Annotated in this window: 16 protein-coding genes; 9 read left to right on the top strand and 7 right to left on the bottom strand. The window is 64.0% G+C overall.

The window, feature by feature from the left end; all coding sequences use genetic code 11:
• Positions 1 to 271 precede the first annotated feature (271 nt).
• From I41_RS02865 to mutY, 5 genes are all read left to right on the top strand, one after another.
• Positions 272 to 2,113, top strand: a complete 1,842-nt coding sequence (locus tag I41_RS02865; protein WP_210421099.1) for a hypothetical protein — start codon at positions 272 to 274, stop codon at positions 2,111 to 2,113.
• 420 nt (positions 2,114 to 2,533) lie between these two features.
• Positions 2,534 to 3,733, top strand: coding sequence for a Re/Si-specific NAD(P)(+) transhydrogenase subunit alpha (locus I41_RS02860; RefSeq protein WP_145430711.1), 1,200 nt, complete (start codon positions 2,534 to 2,536; stop codon positions 3,731 to 3,733).
• Between the two features lie 417 nt (positions 3,734 to 4,150).
• On the top strand, positions 4,151 to 4,444 hold the full coding sequence (locus I41_RS02855; RefSeq protein WP_145430709.1) for an NAD(P) transhydrogenase subunit alpha: 294 nt from the start codon (positions 4,151 to 4,153) through the stop codon (positions 4,442 to 4,444).
• Complete coding sequence (locus tag I41_RS02850) at positions 4,437 to 5,921, top strand: NAD(P)(+) transhydrogenase (Re/Si-specific) subunit beta (RefSeq protein WP_246133791.1); 1,485 nt, start codon at positions 4,437 to 4,439, stop codon at positions 5,919 to 5,921. Before I41_RS02855 ends, I41_RS02850 begins: the two co-directional genes overlap by 8 nt.
• 108 nt (positions 5,922 to 6,029) lie before the next feature.
• Positions 6,030 to 7,136: an A/G-specific adenine glycosylase gene (gene mutY / locus I41_RS02845; protein ID WP_145430707.1), complete on the top strand. Its 1,107-nt coding sequence runs from the start codon at positions 6,030 to 6,032 to the stop codon at positions 7,134 to 7,136.
• Between the two features lie 8 nt (positions 7,137 to 7,144).
• Here the strand turns inward: mutY and I41_RS02840 are convergent, their stop codons facing one another.
• The 3 genes from I41_RS02840 to I41_RS02830 form a co-directional block, all read right to left on the bottom strand.
• On the bottom strand, positions 7,145 to 7,501 hold the full coding sequence (locus I41_RS02840; protein ID WP_145430705.1) for a cupin domain-containing protein: 357 nt from the start codon (positions 7,499 to 7,501) through the stop codon (positions 7,145 to 7,147).
• Positions 7,502 to 7,505: 4 nt separating this feature from the next.
• Positions 7,506 to 8,657 (bottom strand): Gfo/Idh/MocA family protein, encoded by a 1,152-nt coding sequence (locus I41_RS02835; protein WP_145430704.1) that lies wholly within the window; start codon positions 8,655 to 8,657, stop codon positions 7,506 to 7,508.
• Between the two features lie 141 nt (positions 8,658 to 8,798).
• Entirely contained in the window at positions 8,799 to 9,980 is a 1,182-nt protein-coding gene (locus I41_RS02830; RefSeq protein ID WP_246133790.1) for a Gfo/Idh/MocA family protein, read from the bottom strand.
• A 998-nt stretch (positions 9,981 to 10,978) separates the two neighbouring features.
• Here I41_RS02830 and I41_RS02820 point away from each other — a divergent pair.
• Positions 10,979 to 11,578 (top strand): hypothetical protein, encoded by a 600-nt coding sequence (locus I41_RS02820; RefSeq protein WP_145430700.1) that lies wholly within the window; start codon positions 10,979 to 10,981, stop codon positions 11,576 to 11,578.
• A gap of 257 nt (positions 11,579 to 11,835) precedes the next feature.
• Here I41_RS02820 and I41_RS02815 read toward each other — a convergent pair whose 3' ends face one another.
• From I41_RS02815 to I41_RS02805, 3 genes are all read right to left on the bottom strand, one after another.
• On the bottom strand, positions 11,836 to 12,729 hold the full coding sequence (locus tag I41_RS02815; RefSeq protein ID WP_145430698.1) for a hypothetical protein: 894 nt from the start codon (positions 12,727 to 12,729) through the stop codon (positions 11,836 to 11,838).
• Between the two features lie 1,340 nt (positions 12,730 to 14,069).
• On the bottom strand, positions 14,070 to 14,411 hold the full coding sequence (locus tag I41_RS02810) for a hypothetical protein (protein ID WP_145430696.1): 342 nt from the start codon (positions 14,409 to 14,411) through the stop codon (positions 14,070 to 14,072).
• A gap of 110 nt (positions 14,412 to 14,521) precedes the next feature.
• Positions 14,522 to 14,980 carry an Hsp20/alpha crystallin family protein gene (locus tag I41_RS02805; RefSeq protein ID WP_145430694.1) on the bottom strand — a complete coding sequence of 153 codons (459 nt, stop codon included), beginning with the start codon at positions 14,978 to 14,980 and terminating at the stop codon, positions 14,522 to 14,524.
• Between the two features lie 610 nt (positions 14,981 to 15,590).
• Between I41_RS02805 and I41_RS02800 the strand changes: the two genes are divergently transcribed.
• Together I41_RS02800 and I41_RS02795 are read left to right on the top strand one after the other, a co-directional pair.
• A complete protein-coding gene (locus I41_RS02800; protein WP_145430692.1) occupies positions 15,591 to 17,045 on the top strand; it encodes a hypothetical protein in 1,455 nt (484 codons plus the stop codon).
• 1 nt (position 17,046) lies between these two features.
• Entirely contained in the window at positions 17,047 to 17,895 is an 849-nt protein-coding gene (locus I41_RS02795; protein ID WP_168206635.1) for a sugar phosphate isomerase/epimerase family protein, read from the top strand.
• 15 nt (positions 17,896 to 17,910) lie between these two features.
• Here I41_RS02795 and I41_RS02790 read toward each other — a convergent pair whose 3' ends face one another.
• The gene (locus tag I41_RS02790) at positions 17,911 to 18,795 is read right to left on the bottom strand and encodes a hydroxypyruvate isomerase family protein (RefSeq protein WP_145430688.1); all 885 of its coding nucleotides are present in this window, start codon (positions 18,793 to 18,795) and stop codon (positions 17,911 to 17,913) included.
• Between the two features lie 477 nt (positions 18,796 to 19,272).
• Here I41_RS02790 and I41_RS02785 point away from each other — a divergent pair, with 477 nt between their 5' ends.
• Positions 19,273 to 19,995, top strand: coding sequence for a hypothetical protein (locus I41_RS02785; protein WP_145430686.1), 723 nt, complete (start codon positions 19,273 to 19,275; stop codon positions 19,993 to 19,995).
• The last annotated feature ends 404 nt before the right edge of the window (positions 19,996 to 20,399 follow it).

Raw genomic sequence — 20,399 nt, 5'->3', positions numbered from 1 at the left:
CGGCGGCAACGGAGTTGAGCAGAGTAGGAACACTATGGCGTCGATAACCCTTTGCCCTCGCTGTTCGTCGCATCTTGAGCTGCCCAGCGGAATCGCTCCCACGTCATTGGTTGAGTGTCCGATCTGCGAAGCCGAATTCTTATTGGCGTCGGTCGCTCCCCGCGCCGTCCCGAAGGCCCGCGTTGTCGACCATGACTCGGCCCCGAGTTCACAGTCGAGCGAGGGAAGTGACGCGGCTAAACTTGATGCTGCGCCGCCGCTCGGAATCGTCGTGGAAGACGCCGGCATCGGATCGAGCGAGCCGACGCTGGCGGCCGACGATCGTCTTTCGCGACTCCTGCGCAGCTCGGCTAGCTGGCAACTGCCCGGCTTGCAGCCCCCGCAGCGCGAAGAGAACGCTGACGCAGCGGACGATGATGGTGAGATCGCATCATCGCTCCATTTGGAAACGCCCGGCGATCGCGTCATTCCCAACGATCACGCGCCGACTGCTGCGACGTTCGGCGCGACGCTCGACGCCGCCTATCGCGACGCCGATCCTGCACTGACGGCCGACTCATCGACGCCTGCCGACAAACTGCAGCTTGCTGGAAGCCGGCTCGATCAGCTGCTGAGCGATCTAATGAAGCCGCAAACGGTCGCGGCCGCGGCGCCCGCCGCGGAGCCGGTTCAATCGCGCGACGTGATTCCGGCCGCGCAGGAGTTTGCCGAGTTCGTCGACGAGGACCAGGGCGAAGAATCGACCGACATTGAACGGCATCCTGTCGCGGAACATGTTCACGCCCGGCAAGACTCGGAATCGCTCGACGACGGTTGGGACCAACAATCTGCTTCCGTCGACGAAGCTTCGTACAACTCCGACGAGATGGTCGATGACGTCGACGACGAGGATGCCGACGCAGCTGCTCGCACGGACGATTTCGCAGAGCTCGATCTGTCGACCGCGCCGCGCCGCCAGCGCCGTTCGTCGGGTGTTCGCACGCTCGTCGGCATCGTCGGCGGCGGCGCCATCGGCATTCTTGGCGGTGCGTACGCGCTGCTCTGGTTGCGCCCGGAGGTCGATCTGCTGCGCATGGCCGATTGGTTGCCGCCCGCCATGCTGCCCGCCGCCACGCAATCGCAGCCGGAAAGCAATCTGGCTGAACAAGGTCTGTTAGCTCCCCCCGCTGCGGTTGAAACAAGCGGCAGCGCCGATGGCGGCGACTCGACGGCTTCGTCAACGCTGTCCTTCGCCGACTCGGCTGAGGAGACGCCGTCGAGCGCAGAGTCGATGGCCGACGATGTCGCCGACGCCAGTGGGCTCGCAGCAACGCCTCCCGTGAGCGGCAACTCGACAGTCCGTCAGGACCCGTTCGTGGCGCCTGCAGAGGCGACCGAACCAATGCCCGAAGCGACAGAAACCCCCACGGTCGCGCCGGCCGTCGCGCAAATGCCGGTCGAGCCAGCCTCAAATTGGCCCACGACATCCATCGTCGGCCAATTGCGCGGCGTCAACCTCGCCACGGTCGCCAGTCTCGACGCGCAGCTGGCCGGGGCCGACGCTGCGCATCGCCGCTTTCTCGCCGGCGATCTGTCTCGCAAGGAAGACGTTGCCGGCATGGGCCAGGCCTACATCGAACTTTGCAAGTTGGCCGAGCTGTTCACGTTGACCGATCCCAGAGAGTTCGGCAATGAACTGATCACCAAGCAAATGAACGCCAAGAATATCTTTCGCGGCGCCCTGGGCGATCCGGCGCGGCGCAACGATCTGGCCATGATCGCCGGACGTTGGTTGCAGCACGAACGGCGACCAAACCAGGGCGTCGTCGCCCTCGGCAAGATTACCGACATGCAGGCCCATGGCGCCTGGACGGAATACACGCTCGCGACCCCGCTCGGCGACGCCACCGCCACCTCGAAGGTTCTGATGGAAGGTCCCCCATTCAAATCGGGCAGCGAAATCGCGGTCGTCGGCGCCATTGTCGCCGATCCCCGCCAAGCCATCGCCGGCTACACGGGCGACGCCCCGCAGGTCATCGTCTCGGGATTCGCGTTCGTTCCCGAGGTCTTCATTGCTCCCATGCTGGGCACGTCGACAGGCGAGCCGAATGATCTCTTCTCGCTCGGTGAATAGCGTTAAACGCCCCTGGCTCCGCCAGTAGATCGGCCACCAGATCGGTCGGCGTCGCGCGCGTAACGCTACCCCCCTGGCGAAGAAGCCTATTCAACAGCCATCATTCTTGAAATGCTTAGCGGGTAACGACTTAACCACAGAGGCACGGAGAGCACAGAGGGAAGGTTGCAGGAACTCATCCTTGAACTTCTTCTCCGTGGCCTCAGTGGCTCCGTGGTTAATGCATTTCGCAATTGCAGTTGAACAAGCTTCTTCGCCTGGGGATTTATTGCGGTCCCGTCACGATTGGCGCCATTTCTCCGCGCCCGCTTTTCTGCGAGAATCAGTGAGAGCTAGCCCTTCCGATATTCTGGCGTCGGCGCGACGCGCTCTGATCTGGCATCTCCACGATTCAACGGCCGTACAAGCCGTCGCGAACGCATGAAAGTTGCCCTCCTCCGCGAGACCTATCCGGGCGAACGCCGCGTGGCACTCGTCCCCGCGTTGATTCCGTCGCTGGCCAAGCAAGGCTGGCACACAATCGTTGAGACCGGGGCAGGGGAGCGCGCGGGCTTTCCCGACGCCGCCTACGCCGAGAAGGGCGCCGAGATCGCTTTATCGCGCACCGCGGCTGTGCAAGACGCTGACGCCGTCCTGCAGGTGCGATCGCTTGGCGCTAACCTCGAAGCGGGCCGCGACGATCTCAACCTCTTTCGCCCTGGCCAAGTAGTGATCGGCCTCTGCGATCCGCTGGGTCAACCGCAGGCGGTCAAAGAACTAGCTGAACGCCGCGTCACGTTGTTCGCGCTCGAATTGATTCCGCGCATCACCCGTGCGCAAAGCATGGACGTGCTGTCGTCGATGGCGACCGTCGCTGGCTACAAGGCGGTGCTGCTTGCCGCGAACCAACTGCCGCGACTCTTCCCGATGCTGATGACTGCGGCCGGGACGATCACGCCGGCGAAGGTGCTCGTCCTCGGCGCCGGCGTTGCGGGGCTGCAGGCGATCGCCTCGTCACGTCGCCTTGGCGCCGTGGTCCAGGCGTACGACGTGCGCGCTGCGGTGAAGGAACAGATTGAAAGTCTCGGCGCCAAGTTCGTCGAGTTGAAACTCGACACTGCCGACGCCGAAGACAAAGGAGGCTACGCCAAGGCCCTCACTGACGAACAAGTTCAACGGCAACGCGAGCAACTGGCGGCCGTCGTCGCCGGTTGCGACGTCGTCATCGCGACCGCCGCCATCCCCGGCAAGCGCTCGCCGCTGTTAGTCACGGCCGACGCCGTGCGGCGGATGGCGCCCGGATCGGTGATCGTTGACTTGGCCGCCGAGCGCGGCGGCAATTGCGAATTGACTCGCGCAGATGAGACGGTCGTCGAGAATGGCGTCACGATCTTCGGCCCGACGAATCTCGCCAGCGACGTTCCGTACCACGCGAGCCAGATGTTCGCCAAGAACGTCGTCACGCTGCTGCAATTGCTGACTCAAAAAGGGGAACTCGTGATCGATCTCAAGGACGAGGTGATCCGCGAAACGCTCGCCGCGAAAGATGGGCAAGTGCAACCGCCGCGACTTCGTGAAATGCTAAACCTAGGCCCGCTAATACTATCGCCGCAGCCGACCCCAATAAATCATTTAGCGTGAGAAAGAACGCGAATCACTAGCTGCGATGCAACCACGGATAGATTCAACAATTAATTCAATTGGAATTCTATCGATGACAAGCCAGCTTAAAAGACACACCTCTAAATATGTGAAGTGCGTGCTTGTGGGCCTATGTGCTTTTGCAATAGGCGGCTTGATAACGATTCCTTTTTATGCGTTGTTGCATGTCGCGGGTTGTCTTGGACGAAATGGCTCACCATGGGGCAACGAGAATAAAGAGTTCATTTTCAAGATGATTTACCTGCTCTCAACGACACTGGGCGTGTACTTGGTTTTCTACCTGCAGAAACTACTTAGCAAATCATCGTGAGTAATTGCGCCACCTCATACTCGAACGCCGCTATTCCAATCATCAGCAACTGACAACTGACCATGTACAACTGACGGTCCTCATCAATGCACAACCTCGAACCAAAACTCTTCGTCTTCCTCCTCGCCACCTTCCTGGGGCTGGAGGTGATTCGCCGCGTCTCGCCGCTGCTCCACACGCCGTTGATGTCGCTCACCAACGCGATCTCCGCGATTGCGATCGTCGCCGCGATTCAGATCACCGCCGGCGGCCACTCGACGCTGAGCACCGTCCTGGGAACCATCGCGGTCACCGCCGCGACGATCAACATCGTCGGCGGGTTCCTCATCACCGACCGGATGCTGAAGATGTTCCGCCGGGAGACCCGTCGCCGTGACTAATCTCCACTCGCTGGGCTCCCTGTTCGCCGCCGTCGACGTCGAGTTGAACATTTCGACCAACGGCGCCGTGCGCCATCTGGCCGATCGCGATTCGATCCTCGTCTGGGGTTCGTACCTCATCGCGGCCGCGCTCTTCATTCTGTCGCTCAAGTGGCTGAGCCATCCGAAGACCGCCCGTCGCGGCGTGCTGGCCGGCGAAATCGGCATGGCGCTCGCCGTCATCGGCACGCTGCTGATGTACGACGTCGTCACCTACAATTGGGTGCTGGTCGGCATCGCCCTCGGCTCGATCATCGGCACGCCGATGGCCATCTGGATGCCGATGACCGCCGTCCCGCAGCGGACGGCCCTCTCGCATGCCTTCGGCGCCCTCGCCGCGGCGCTCGTGGGGACGGCCCACTACTTTGAAGAGGTCGCCGTTCCCGGCGTGCCTCACCTCGACAAATTCACGATGGCGATCCTCGCGATCGAAGTCTTCCTCGGCGCCCTCACATTCACCGGCAGCCTCATCGCGTTCGGCAAACTGCAAGAGCTGCTGCCGAGCTCGATAAAGGGCCTTCCTAACCAGAACGCGATCAACTTCTCGCTGCTCGGCGTCGCGGCGCTGCTGTCGATCTGGCTGATCTTTAGCCCCACTAGTTGGATCGTCTTCTTGCTGCTGATCGTGGTGAGCCTCGTCTTCGGCCTCTGCCTCGTCATCCCCATCGGCGGCGCCGACATGCCGACGGTGATCTCGCTGCTCAACTCCTACGCCGGCCTGTCGGCCAGCTTGATGGGGTTCATTCTCGACAACTATCTGCTGATCATCGCCGGCGCCCTCGACGGCAGTTCGGGTCTGATCCTGTCGATCGTGATGTGCAAGGCGATGAACAGGTCTTTCACCAATGTGCTGTTCGGCCGCATGGAACCGACTTCCGCCGCATCTAGCGACGACATCTACGCCGGCAAGGTGAAGAGTGCGTCGCCCGAAGACGTGGCGATGCTGCTCGAGGGCGCCCAGCGCGTCATTGTCGTCCCGGGCTATGGGTTGGCCGTCGCTCAGGCGCAGCACGTCGTCCGCGAATTGGCGACGATTCTCGAAGAACATGGCTGCACGGTGGAGTACGCGATTCATCCCGTCGCCGGCCGCATGCCGGGGCACATGAACGTGCTGCTCGCTGAGGCCGACGTGCCGTACGAGCAGCTGAAGGAGATGGAGGAGATCAACCCGACGTTCCCGCAGTGCGACGTCGCGATCGTCATCGGCGCCAACGACGTCGTGAACCCGCTCGCCAACACCGACCCCACGAGCCCGATCGCCGGGATGCCGATCCTCAACGTCGACAAGGCCCGTAACGTCGTCGTCGTGAAACGGAGCCTCAGCCCTGGCTTCGCGGGGATCCCGAACCCCCTCTTCGCGGCCGACAACTGCCTGATGCTCTTCGGCGACGGCAAGAAGGCCCTGATGGAAGTTGTGGCGGCTTTGAAAGAAGGCTGAGTTGGAGAAAGATTTCACGCAAAGGCGCGAAGGCGCAAAGGAATACAAATGCATTGCTTTCTTCTTTGCGCCTTCGCGCCTTTGCGTGAGATCATCTAAACTCAAAGCATGGCAACGGATTGCACCACGCAAACTCTGAAAGACGCCAAAGAGCGCCAGTCGTTCCGGCGCAAGCTGCTCGCGTGGTTCGACAAGCACAAGCGCGACATGCCCTGGCGGCGGACCCGCGATCCGTATCAGATCTGGCTTAGCGAGATCATGCTGCAGCAGACGACCGTCGCGATGGCGGGGCCGAAGTTCACGGCGTTCGTCGCCGCATTTCCCACCGTTCACGCCTTAGCGGCCGCCGACGAGCAGCAGGTGCTCCGCCTGTGGGAAGGCCTCGGCTACTATCGCCGCGCCCGCGGCCTCCATGCCGCCGCGAAGGTAATTGTCGCCGAGCACGATGGCCAGCTGCCGCGTGACGTGAAGTCACTGATGGCGCTCCCCGGCGTCGGCCGCTACACCGCCGGCGCCGTCGCCTCATTCGCCTATGACGTCTCAGCGCCGATCGTCGAGACGAACACGCAACGCGTCCTCGCTCGCCTCACCGGCTATCGGGGCGAGGTCGTCGGCGGGGCCGGGCAGCGGCACATCTGGGAGGCCGCCGAATCGCTGCTCCCAGCCACCGGCGCCGGGAAGTTCAACCTCGCGCTGATGGAGCTCGGCGCCCTGGTTTGCAAACCCTCCGACCCGCGTTGCAACGAGTGCCCCGTCACCGCTCACTGCACCGCATTCGCCGCGGGCCTGCAGAGCGAGATCCCCAAGCTCGCCGCCAAAGTCAAGGTGACGGCCGTGCGCGAGGCGACCGTCGTCGTCCGCAAGTCGGGCCGCGTACTGTTGCGGCAGCGAGCCAAGGGCGAACGCTGGGAAGGGATGTGGGACTTCCCCCGCTTCCCGCTCGACGGCGAAGGCCCGCTCTTCGTCCGCAGAGAGCTCGTCGACAAAGTCCGCGACCAGACCGGCGTCGACATTGAACCGGGCGGGTTGCTAAAAACGCTCAAGCACGGCGTCACCCGTTACCGGATCACGCTCGACTGCTACGAAGCCCGCGCCGCCGGCGGCCGCGTCCGCTCGACCGACGCGAGCCCGGTGCGCTGGACGCCGCTGGCCGAACTGGGCGATCTGCCGCTGAGCGTAACGGCGCGGAAGATCGCCACGCTCATCGCGGGCTGAGCGCAGTTTCAATCAAACCACTCGTCGCTAGGGTCGAACGCCGGGATCGGCACGTTCAGCACCTTCAGCTTCCCGACGGCCCGGTGCCGGCAGCCCGGCTTGATCAGGATCGAATCGCCCGGCCGCACCGGATACCGCTCGCCGTCGAGCTCCATCTCCCCCTCGCCTTCGAGGATGTAGTAGATCTCGGTGAGCCGCTTGTGGTAGTGCGTCCGCGCGTCGACGCTGATGTCCACCACATGCAGCGACGCCACGCGATCGGGATCGTCGACGAACGCCCGCCGCGTCGTGCCGCAGGGGCACGCCACCGGCGGCAGGTCGGCGACGCGCGTGATCTCGAACTTCCGTGGTAATGTCGTCGCCATCGGCCTAGTACTCCACGTCGACCCACTGCTTCGCCCGGCTGCTCTTGAGCACCGCGTCGCAAATGGCGATTTCGTTGTGTCCGTCGAGGAACGTCGCGAAGTCCCCGCCTTTGCGCGTCCCCGCGATGAATCCGTAGACGTTGCGGAAGAGATTCTTCGGCCCGTCAGGATACGCCTCGTTGTGGCCGCCGGGGTAATGGGCGTACTCGCGCGCCTCGGGGTAGAGCAGGCTCGGGTCCTTCATCATCACCTCGTTCGGCCGATCGCGGTGACCGATCCAGAGCTCGTTGGGTTTCTCCTGATCCCACGAGAGGCCGCACTTCGAACCGTTGATCTCGTAGAACAACCGGTTCTTTCGCCCCGCCGCGCATTGGTTGACCGTCAACACGCCGTGAGCGCCGGAGTCGAACTCCAACAATACCGACGCATAGTCCTCGGTGCCGATGGCGACGTCTTCCATCTCTTCAGGTTTAAGCACCTTGCCGGCGTAGGTCTCGACCTCCACCTTCGGCCGCTTCCGCGTCGGGTGGAGCGTTACGAGGTCGGCCATCACGCGGGTAATTTTCAAGCCGGTGACGTATTGAATTAGGTCGCACCAATGGCTGCCGACGTCGGCGATCGCCCGCGAGTCGCCCGACAGCTCCGGCACGAGCCGCCAGTTCCAGTCGGTTTCCTTGAAGAGCCAATCCTGCAGGTAGCTCCCTTGCACGGCGAGCACGCGGCCGACGTCGTCGTGGTTCTGGCACATCGCCCGCGCCTGCTGCACCAGCGGCATGTAGCGATAGTTGAAATTGATCGCGTTGATCACCCCCGCCTTCTCGACGCGGTTCACCAGCTCGCGCGACTCGGTCGAGTTCATCGCGAGCGGCTTCTCGCTGATCACATGCTTGCCGGCGGCGATGATGTCGCAGTTCACGCCGAAGTGAAGATGGTTGGGCGTGCAGTTATGCACCACCTGAATCTCCGGATCGGCGAGCAGCTGCTTGTAGTCGCCATACCCCTTGGGGATCGACAGCTCGGCCGCCTTGCGATCGGCGAGCGCCTGGTCCCGCTCCGACACGGCCGCCACTTCGACGAACCCGAGCCGCCGCAGCGCCTCGATGTGAGCGGGGCCGATGAATCCGGTGCCGATAATGCCTGCTTTGATTCTTGACATGATGAAAAGATTGTTGCCGTTGTTTAGGTTTGCAATCGTCCGGTTAGAAACGTCCCTATGACCAAGCACCAATGACCAGTATCAAAACGGGCGCTGCTCCCCTTTTGGTCATTGCGACTTGGTCATTGGTCATTCGTACCTCTACTCAATCATCTCCACCTTCGCCCACTTGCCCCCGTCGATCGACTTGTCGACTGCCTCCAGCACCGCCACGCACTGGGCGCCGTCTTGGAAGCACGGCGCACACGACTTGTCGTTCGCGATGCACTGCACCAGGTCAGCCGCGGCGTTCGAGAAGGTATGGTCGTAGCCCATCATGTGTCCCGGCGGCCACCAGGCGCCGGCGTACGGGTGGACGCCTTCGGTCGCGATGATGCGCCGGAATCCGCGCCGGTCCTCAGGATCTTCCGTCGAGTAGTAGTCGAGGTAGTTGAGGTCCTCAAAGCACCAGACGAGCGATCCCTTGCTGCCGTTCAGTTCGAACCGGTTGTAGTTCTTCCGCCCCGGGGCCATGCGCGTCGCTTCGAACGTGCCGAGGGCCCCGCCGGTGAACTTCGCCATGAAGATCGACGCATCGTCGACCGTTACCTTTTCAACGCCCTCGCCGGCCGTCGCGGTCAGGCCGCTGGAGGTCCCCTCTGACGGCCGCTCGGTAATAAAGGTCTTCTGCATGCCGACGACTTCGCCGATCTCGCCGACGAGGTAGCGAGCGAGGTCGATCGAGTGCGCCCCGAGGTCGCCATGCGCTCCGCTGCCGGCGGCGTCGGCCCGCATCCGCCAGTTCATGGGGAACTGCGGGTCGACGAGCCAATCCTGCAGGTACGTGAACCGGGCATGCCGGATCTGACCGATCGCGCCGCTGTCGATCATCTGCTTCGCCAGCGCCACGGCCGGCACGCGACGGTAGTTGAAGTTGACCATGTGCTTCACCCCCGCCTTGCGGACGGCAGCGAGCATCTCCTTGGCCTGGGCGACGGTGAAGCAAAGGGGCTTCTCGCAAAAAACGTGCTTCCCCGCGGCGGCCGCGGCGATCGCGATCTCGTCGTGGGTGTAGCCCGGGGTCGAAATGTCGACGACGTCGACGTCCTTCCGGTTGACCACCTCGCGCCAGTCGGGCGAAGAGGTTTCCCAACCCCAACGCTGGGCAAACTCCGCCACCGCCGCCGCGTCGCGTCCGCAAACCGCCTTCATCACCGGTTCGGCGTCGAGATCGAAGAACCGCCCCACGGTTCGCCAGGCCTGGCTGTGGGCCTTGCCCATGAACTTGTAACCGATCAGTGCGACGTTGAGTTGCTGCTGAGCCATCGAACGGAAGTCCTTCACTGCGAAGACGTGTGAGTGCTGAGTGGAACGAAGCGAGTCGTTGGACAAGGGGACGAGCGCGAGACCGACCGGCTGCGGGCCGCCATTTTATCAGCTGGCGCTTGGGCCGGTAGGTTCTGTCCGTTTCGCCCTAGTGAAAACTCGATCGGAGCGGACAAAACTCGCCGCTCACGGAGCGCGACCGCGGACGGCAGGCGGTTTTCCTCGGGTTTGGCGCGGTTCGTCGACATCCTGTCGTTCCCCTTGTTTTGTCCGGGCTGGGTGGACGAAACGTTTGAGTTGTGCGGCGTTGGGATGGGAAATTTCGGAAATGGCGGGAGAGCGAAGCCGCCGTGGCGACCTTTGACGCTGCGGACGGCTCCGGCCACCGTGAGCCCATTCAATAGCTGCATGACGTATCGCTCGGGAATGATTCCTGCTTCACATCGTGCCCGGCAACTGATCAGCCCGCTTGGCGGTACGTCCGCCGGGTGCAAACAGGCGGTGACGGCGGAGCGATGAGTGGTGGTCAACTTCATGCGGATGCTCGCGGCTGGGATTGTCCAGGATAAGCGGACGACCAAGGGCAGTTCAACGTCCGGTCGGGCGCTTGCTGGCTCCCCGTCGCCCCTGCTCTTCCCCTGGCGCTGACCCGGAGCGGCTCGTCGCCCCCCCAACGGTCGCAACCGTCCTCCTCCCCCGCAGCAAATCTTCGCTGGCCCGCCAACGCCCCGGCGTGCGCGGCAGCGCTCGCCCGTAGTCACGCCGGCAATCGCTGACCGCGACGCCAACGTTCGTCGCTGTCGGGCCACGCCGCTGGTCCGATAAAGCGCGGCGCGCACTAAATCGATCACCGTTTCGCGCCACAAATCACTGGGCCTGCTAGCTCGCGCCGAGCGAGCCACAGCGGCCCCGCCGACCGACCGGCGCCGCCGCGCGATGCTTCGCCCGCGCGGTTCACGTCTTATTCACCCGACCGCCGCGCCTCTGGCGGCGGTCCCAGCAGAGAGGAAGCTGCCATGTCCCTGACGGCAAAAACAACGGAGAGCGTCCGCGCCACGCTGGCGTGGCAAGCCGCTTTCATCGAGATGGCGCCGACGATCGAGCGGTACGCCCGAGTCGCCTTTCGGAAGCTCGCGCCCGAAGAACGAGACGAAGCCGTGCAGACCACTTTGGCCGCCGCGGCCGTCGACTACGCGCGGCTGGCGGCGTCGGGACGCGGCGGTCGCGCTTACCCCACGACGCTGGCCCGGTTCGCCGTGCGTCGCTATCGAGCGGGTCGGCTCTTGGGGAGCCGGGACAATGCGGCCGACGTCGGCTCCCGCAAGTGGCGCTTGCGCGGCCGGCGCACCGAATCGATCGATGTGGCCGCCGAGCTGTGCGACTCTCGCCGCGCCACGCCCGCCGAGCTGGCGGCGCTGCGGATCGACTTCGGCCAGTGGTTCGCCTCGCTGCCCGTGCGCGACCAACGGGTCGTCCACGCCCTGGCCCACGGGGAGCGCACCAACGTCGTCGCGGCGCTTTGTCAGCTGACCGCCGGACGCGTCAGTCAGCTGCGCCGCGAGCTCTACGATAGCTGGACGACCTTCCTCGGCGAGGGAGCGCCTAGCGGCGCGTGAAGCCCGCGGCGGGCTGCCAGCGCCAGGCGCCACACGCCTGGCGCTGGCAGCTGCGGGGCGGAGGCGCCTTTCTCGCGCCTGGTGACTTCGTTTAGCTATCAGCGGCGCCGGCGCGGTCATCGAGCAGGTGATCATGCTCGAGGGGCGACCGTCCTTCCTCCGTACGCGCGCCGCCGTGGCCGGCGGCGGCGCGCGTTGATACAAAAACTAAATTGTCAAAGATCATAGAACGGTGGAGCGAGAGGCACGGCCACCCGCTAGGTGGTTACCACAGGCGTCGGCGGCGTGGCGCTTGCCGTCGCGGGCGCTGTGGCCGTCGCCTCGCCAACAGCAGACCGCCCGCCATAGGTATCAACTGGCCGCAACTTCGCTTCGCATGCGTTGGCCTTCTCCAGCTCATGCGCCAGCCGCAGGCAACGCTCGGCTTGGCGGCTCAGCTGGGAGTATTGCCGCAGGTCGCCTGCGACCCGTCCCAAATTATCCGGCGACGTCGCTGCGTCGCGGAGCTCGGCCTTCAGCGGCACGGCGAACTTCGATGTCAGCTCGCACACGTCGGCAGTGAGCCAGCCGAGCGCCGCCCCGATGGGCGATGCTTGCCGCTGGGCCCAGCGGCGCAGGGGGTCATGACGCTCGCCGCTTGGCGAGGGGGAGGGTCCAGCGGGCGATTGGGTAGCGTCTTGAGTTGTGGTCGTCATCATCAATCCTCTCACGTTCGTGCAGGCGTCGAGCGCGGGGCGCGGACCATGCCGCGCGCAGCCGCGCCGTAGACGCAGAGCTCGACCGTGAAAGTGCCAAATCGACGCGTCGAGATGGGGCAGCAAGCGCGCCTGCACCGACGCCAGCAGCCGCCGCCGCTCATGCTGCAGCGCGTTGAGCCTGCGCCGGCGGCGGCGCGCCGCTTGCCGCCAGGCGAGGTACGCCGCGATGCGACGGGCCAGCCGCCGGTCGACGCCGATGTACGCCACCCGCTGCCGGCCGCTGAGGTCCCGGTAGCGGAGCTTGGCGCATCGCGTCCCTGATGGCAGGAACTCAAACGCGACGAAGCCTTGCCGGTCGAGGCGCGCGAGTTCCTCCGGTGGCAGCCGCGCCGCGAGCCAACGCTGGGCGGCCTGCAGGGCGCGCGGAGAACGACGTTTAGTTTCAACTTCCATGGTCGCGTTCCTTTTGCGTGCGGACAAGATCGCGGATCTCGGCCGACAGCCGGCAGATACTTGTGACGGAGGCGGACTGTTGGGCAGGTGACGCTTCGCCGCCAGCCCAGGCTGAGCGTCGCCGCGGCGTTGACGTCGGCGAACTGCCCGAACAGGTCGCCGCGGCGAGCGGAGGCACGACGCCGCGCACTCGCCACGCCTGTCAGCCTAATGGCGCCGGCCGAGACCATGTCAAGTCCGTTATTGCGCGGGCCGCGCGGAATTTGGGAAGTGATAGTTTTCCCGCAATATCCAACGGCGCTGGCGATGCATAAATCGCCTTGGGAGTCAAGATCAATTTGGGCGGGGCGATGTTTTCTTGAGCGAGGGCGCGCTGCGACGTGCGCAGCCTCGGCGCCGGGAGGGGCGCTGCGACGTGCGGCAACTGGTCACGCGGCAAATAAAGCGTTCAACGGCCTAAGTTGGCATGGGCAAAACGGCCGTCAGTTCGCTTCGGCGGACGGGTCGCACAGGATTGCCAAGGCGCTGGGCGGCGGAAGTCGCCAGGCCAACCTGCTGTTCAACAGTTCTTATTCAACGGTCTGGCGAGCGGCGGCCGCCATCGGTTCGGCCGCTTTACCGTATTTATGAATCGCACTTTCCTTTTAGACCGTGGACACGAAATCGAGCTGAAGCCAACGCCCAACTCCATGCCATCTGGCCGGCAGATCGGGATCAAGATCATCCACTTGGAGACGTTGACAAGCGGCCCCCGAAACTTGGACCGCTTGGTAGGTCCAGTAACCCCCGCTGGGGACCCTACTCGAGGGCAGGTCACGTAATTCTTCCTCTTTCATCGTCTCTCTACTTCTAAAGCCGTTGCCGCAAACTCGTCAGTCACGCTCTCTAAGATTTCCGAGGCGGTGGTGAGGCGGACGTGTGACCGCCATTTCTGAAAACGTCGCGCTTGGCAGCGTTGCCTCGATGGCAACAAACGCTATCTGGCCCGCACTGCTCATCGACGGCAGTGACGGGAATGACAACGACACTGCACCGCGGGGTTCATTGAATCTATCGGCCTGGTGTCGGCCGACCCGCCGCCAATCGAGAGCCGGGTGTTTCTGGTGCTGGGCGGGGGTGCTGATGACCTACGGGCGACTAACGCAGATTGCGCGTCTGCTGGCTGCGGGGCGGTAAGAGTCAGGCGGCACTACTGGCAGGGTCTTCCGGGAGCTGACGCTGGCGGCTCGCCTGGGGTTCCTCGAGATGGCGAGCGATGACTATGGATTGGCGATCTCGTATGATGACCGTAGTTTACATGCTTTTGCCGAGGACGTTCATCAGTTTCAGCCACTGCTTCATCACTTGGTGGTGGTGGCGCTTGATGCGGTCGTGTCGCGCCACTCTTTCTGATGCAGCAGCTGCTCTTGGGCGAAGCGGGCGTCGGGGGTCGGTTGTTGGTCGAGGCAGGACTCGTCCATGGCGAGGATGTCCTCCTCTTTGCCGAGCCGTTCTTTGTCGGTGCGAATCGCTTCGGCCTGCGCGGCGAGGGCCCGCTCGTGGCTGGCCTGCAAGCGCGGGGCCTCGGATTTGACTTGGTAGAGTTCGAACTGCCAGGTGCGGACTTCGTCGAGCCAGAGGTCGTTTTCAGATTTCCACTCGAGATGCTCGTGGTGCATCGGCTCTTGAAGTTTGGGGGCCATGATGAACTCCCTTCATGGCTAGAGCCGCACCCGGCCGGTTTGCCGCTGTGCACGGGCACCGCTGCGGCCCCCTAGGGGGGACCGCAGCGGCGGTTGATGAGTGACGCGAACTATTCTTGAACTTTGATCTTGCGGCACTTGCCGTTGTCGCACTTGTGGAGCGAAACGGTGAGGACGCCGTTGCGGAATTTCGCGTCGACCTTCTCCTCGGCGACGCGGACCGGCAACGCCACGGAGCGAGAGAAACTGCCGCACCGCCGCTCGATGCGGTGGAACGCTTCATTCTCTTGCTTCTCCTCTTCTTCGCGGGTTCCGCTGACCGTCAGCACGTTGTTGGCGAGTTGCACGTTGATGTCGTCGGCGGCGAAGCCGGGGAGATCGACGCGGACTTCGACCGCGTTGGGGGTCTCCTTTACGTCGAGCGCGGGCATCATCGGCGTCGACAACCAGCCGGGCATGCGCTCGCCGACAAGTTGGCGCCACATTCCTTCGAAGTCGTCTCGAATCGCTTGGAAGGGCTCGCGCGAGGCTAGCGTGCGAGGTTCGCGTTTGGCAATGGCAGTGGTCATGGTTAACTCCTTTCGCGTTGAATGACCTGAAGCAAATCATCCGGCTTAGCCGGATGCGAGTGCTAGTTGCACGACTGAGCCATGACGATGAGGGCGACAACGAACGTCGCCACCATGAGCAACATGATCAATGAATAGGCGTTCATCGGAAGATCGCTCCTCTCCAGCGGTCTCACGAGCATCACAGGCCGCTGGCGGTTTTTTCAGTCCCCGACTCCGCCGTGGACAACGTGACGGACATGAATCTCAATCGAATTGAAAAGTCATCTCGCGCGGGGCCCGTGCCCCCGACACCTTACGAGAACGTCAAGACTATTTGTCCTCTGATGTACTATTTTGCAAACGCCATACCGCGGACGTTGGCGATCGGCAGCGTGCGATTTCCACGTGGAACGTCGGCGCCGCCGCGCGTCGTGAAAAAAACTCCCCCCTTTGCCGTAGTGCCGCGACGCACATGCGCGCCCCACCCGGAGCTGCCAGCGAGTCGCCGGCTTATTGCGGGGCGGGTGGGTTCAGCCCGTGCGGCGTCCGCACGGGCGCGGCGCGATTGTTGCGGCCTTGGTTCATGGCTGCCGTTAGGGGCTGCCAAAAAGGCGGGGGGTAACGGCCGATGACAACGGAGTTTTACGACGATCTGGCGGTGCGGGCGCGGCTGGCGGAGTTTCTGGGCGGGTCGCGCTCCGAACGAGCGACGGCGCGCTTCATCTCCATCGAAGGGCGCGGAGCTTATCGCTGGTACAACCCCCATCCGACCAGCGCGCTCGCGGAACTGCTCGAGCAGCACGCCGAGGTGGCCCGCTCGCTGTGGGACAGCGAGTCGCTGCTGGTCGACCTCGATATGGAATATGTGAACTTCGACGATGCGGCCGAGCCGCATCGCGATTCGCACCGGGCATTTGCGATCCAGCGCCCGATCGTCGACGCGGTCGAAGAACTGCTAGCAGCCTACGGGATTGCGCCGCTGCATCTATTGAGCGGGCGAGGCCATCATTTCGTCTGGCGATTGCAGCGGCAGTCGGAGGCTTGCGGCATGCTCGCGCACTTGGGCCGGCTGCCTGAGACGGTGCTCGCGAAGTCCATGCAGCCGCAGCCGCCCGAGGGGCTGAAGCCGCCGCTGGATCTGGCCGCGGCGTTTCACGGCCTGGGGATGGTGATGGAGTATTTTGCCCACCGGATGTTGCGCGAAGGCAGCGGCTGCGAGATCCCGGTGGAACTGACAGCCGTGGAAGTGGGGCCCATCGATCGCGGGCGCGAGATTGTTTCGATCGATTTGTCGGAGTACGGCGATCCGCTGCATACGCGGACGTTGCGGATGCCCTTCACGCAGTACTTGAAATCGGTGCGTTGCCACGCGGCGCCATCGCCGGGCGACGGCGCCGGGGGCCCGCTGTTCGTCGTTCCGCTCCATGAGATGGACGATCCGAGCGCGCTGGGCGTGATGCGCGACGCCGCGCAGGTTCGGGCGCTCGCCCGTCGCGCTTCAACGCAGATTCCAGAGCAATCGCGCGGTATGGCCGAGCTCGTGGCGGAATATAAGCGTTCAACGCTGGCCCGCTTCCACGACTATTTTTACGGCGCCGATCACGATCCTCCGGCGCGGTGGCCGGAAACGTACGACAGGACGCCGCTGGATACGCTGCCGCGCTGCGTTGCCCACATCTTGCGATATCCGAACGACTTACTGCTCAAGCCGGCCGGCATCCAGCACGTGGCGCGAACGTTGACGGCGTTGGGCTGGCATCCGCAGCATATTGCGGGGCTGATACGCTCGAAGTACGAGCGCGACTACCAATGGGCGCCGGGCTGGTTTGTCTACGACGCGGCGCTGCGGGCAGACTTCTATACCCGCCTATTCACCGGATTGCTGGCGGACGGCCTTGACCCGCTTATCGATTTCAACTGTCAATCGACGCGGGAGAAGGGCTATTGCTCGTGGGCCGGCTGCGGCGAGATTTTGGAGGGGCATCGTTTGCTGCTGGTTGACCGCGTGGGGCGGCTCCAGCAATTGGTGACCCCCGGCCGCCCGGCAACGACAACCGTTGGCGATGGGACATGGGAGAATTGAAATGAGCGACTGGCCAATTGGCATCTCCACGGGCTGCTTCTATCAACGCAGCATCTTTGGTTGCTTGGAGCAAGTTCGCGACGCCGGGTTTACGATTCTCGAAATCTGTTCGTTCCCGGCGCACTTAGACTACCGAGATCTGCCGCTGGTGAAGCGAGCGGCGCAGCGGATTCGCGAGCTGCAACTGGAACCGTACTCGTTCCACGCCCCGTTCGCCGACCATATCGACATCACGTCGGGCGACCCCGCCGTGCGCGGGCCGGCGGTGGTCGCCGTGGAGCAGGCGGCGGCGGCTGAGCTCGGCGCGCGTTACTTCGTGATTCACCCAGGGCCCGAGCGCTCGCCGATTTCGGGCGAGGAGCGGCTGCAGCGGATGGAAACGGCGGCCGAGTCGCTGAATTATCTGGCGCGCCGCTGCCGCGAGCTGGGGACGGCGCTGGTGCTGGAAAATATGCTTCCGCATCTCTTTTTCGGTCACGCCAAGGACGTGCTGTGGATCCTAGGGGCGATCAACGCCTGCGACGTGGGGATCTGCCTCGATACGGGCCACGCGTATCTATCGGGCGACCTGGCGACGGTGGTGCACAAGCTGTCGGGGCATTTGTGGATGATTCACGCCAGCGACAACCGCGGCAACCGGGACGACCATCTTCCGCCGGGCGAAGGCTCGATCGATTGGCAGCCGCTGGTCGCGCAGCTCTCGCGACTGCGGTTCGAAGGGGGCGTCATCCTCGAAATCGCGGCCGACGCGTCGGGGAACGTCGACTTGGCGGCAGCCCAACGCTCGCGGAAGTTTCTGCACGAGCTCGCGGGTCGGCGAGAGTTGGTGGAGCGGTTCGCGCCGGCGTGACGGCGGCGGCGACGCTCAGACATCGCAAATCTTGAAGCCCTCGGCGAGCGAGGTGAGCGGGTCGCGGCTGGGGATGAACTCTTGGCCGACGTAGCCATCGTAGCCGGTCTCCACGATCGCGCGCATGATCGCCGGGTAATTGAGCTCTTGCGTGTCGTCGATCTCGTGCCGGCCCGGATTGCCGCCGGTGTGGTAATGGCCGATGTACTGCTGGTTGTCGCGGATCGTACGGATGACGTCTCCCTCCATGATCTGCATGTGGTAGATGTCGTAGAGGAGCTTGAAGCGCGGCGAGCCGACCTGTTTGACGAGTTCGACGCCCCAGGGGGTGCGGTCGCACATGTAGTCGCCGTGGTCGACGCGGCTGTTGAGGAGCTCCATGCAGATCGTGACGTTCTTCTGTTCGGCGAGGCCGACGATCTGCTTCAGGCCGGCGGTGCAGTGCTCGAGGCCTTCGTCGTCGCTCATGCCGCGGCGGTTGCCGGAGAAGCAGATGACGTTCGGCATGCCATGCTTGGCCGCGAACTCGATGTGATCGGCGAGGGCGATCTTGAGCTGCTCGTGATGCTGAGGGCGATTGAAGCCGCGGTCGATGGCGTCGGCGCCGCTGAGCATCGCGCAGGTGAGACCGGCGGCCTGGACCGTGGGGAACTCCTCGGGCGTGACGAGCTCGATCGACTGATAGCCTATGGCTTTGGCGGCGGCGGCGAGTTTGTCGAGCGGGACGTCGCCGTAGCACCAGCGGCAGAGGGACTGTTTGACATTGCCTTTAGGGGCTGAGGGCGCGGTCTCTTCGCTGCGCGACTCGCCTGCGGCCAACGACGCGACAAATGTCGCGGCAAGCGCCGTCCCCGCTGCCTTTGCCGCCGTCCGCCGGTTGAATTGTTCCGCCTGAGGCATATTCGCTCCTCCCGTGCTTCCATTATTCGCTGCTAGCCAACCGCGGCGCGGCGCCGTAGTGTCTGACGGCATTCTCAGGCATGGAGCGCGGCGGAGCAATCGACATGGGGAGATGCGAATTGGCGCGTGAAACAACCGGTCACGGCAATTCTGCCCTCAGGCGGGGGAGCGGACGGAACTGAGGCTCGCGAAGAAAAAATTGCTAGCTTCTAGAAAAAGGACTTTCATTCCGCGCACGACTGGTTAGGCTGCGGAGAGTCGGGCCGCATTGACGGCCCGCGGAATGCGGCGGGGCAACGCTCCCGCCGAGGTCTGCCACCCCAGGGTGGCGCAGGCCTGCGGCCGTAAAGACCGCGCGATCTTGGTTCTGAGCTGATTGCGGCGAATGAAATAGAAACGATTGGAATGCTTTCGTAGCGAATGCCGGCTCCGGCACTTGCCCATCGTTTTTATCTCACACTGCAAAGGTTTCAGCTCATGAATCGCTCTCTTTCCAGCTTTGCGCTGGCGTCGTTTGTTTCTTTGTTGTCGATCGCTCCGACATTGGCCGTACCGTTGACGGGCAGCGGCACGCTGAGTTTCCCTGGCGCCACGGGCGATCCGACGCGGCAGATTTACGTGGCGGCGGGCGCCGCGGGCGGGCCGTTCACCGGGACGTGGAGCGTGCCGGCGAATCCGGCCTGGATCGGAACGTTTCCCGCGACGGGGGCGATGCCGCACACGCCGCCGGTCGGGGCGCCGGTGACAGGGACCGCACTGTACGATTTCTCGGTCAGCGGCGGCTACGCTCCTGGCGCGCTGCCGGTAGGAACGTACTTTCAGTTCGGCGACCTCGACAACGGCTCGGCCTCGCCGGAGAACTTTCAGTTGCGGGCGTTCAATGGGACAAGCCTGGTGACGACGCCGTGGCTCGACGTGCCGTTTGCGGCGTCGGCGACGGCGGTGGCGTCCGACATGCCGAACTACTCGTTCATCGCGGGGGTGTACCGGTTCGACGGCAGCGCGGTGCCGGGGAATCCGGCCATCAGCGTCTTCTTAAAGAACAACATCGCGATCACCGGTCTGGAGGTCATGCGATCGGCGACGACGACGGCCTTCGTGCTGGGAGCGCCGCTGGCCGTGCCGGAGCCGAGTTGCCTGGCGCTGCTCTCATGCGGAGCGGCGGGGATGCTGGCTGCGGTACGACGCGGCCGCAACTAACGGCAGCGCGGGACGACCGCAGTGCGGAAAATCTAGTCGTGAACCAGACGGGCGGCGTGTTGCAGGTGGTTACGCGACATGCCGCTCGTCACTTTTTCTCTCCGTGAGCCATTTCATCAACGCGGCGAGATCGCCGTCGGCGGCGCGTGGCCGATTTGCCTGGCGGCCGCGGGCGCAAATGATCGTCTAATTTGCCGCATTGATGATTTTTTCCGGACCGCGTGACATCTCTTCGGGCGCTCGGCCTTTAGCCTTTGCGTCGCGCTCGCAAGGCAAAGCGCGGTAGCTTTGGCTGGTTGCCAAGGCGTGGGGAACCCGTAGCGGCCCGCGTCACGCCGCCGGTCGACTACGACGGCGATTCTCGATTCGCACGGGACTCGATTGTTGACTTCGTAAAAGCGCGT

Source organism: Lacipirellula limnantheis, from assembly GCF_007746075.1.
In the GTDB taxonomy this organism is placed as follows: domain Bacteria; phylum Planctomycetota; class Planctomycetia; order Pirellulales; family Lacipirellulaceae; genus Lacipirellula; species Lacipirellula limnantheis.
The sequence above is the reverse complement of the archived record's forward strand: the minus strand, read 5'-3'. Positions and strand labels throughout refer to the sequence as shown.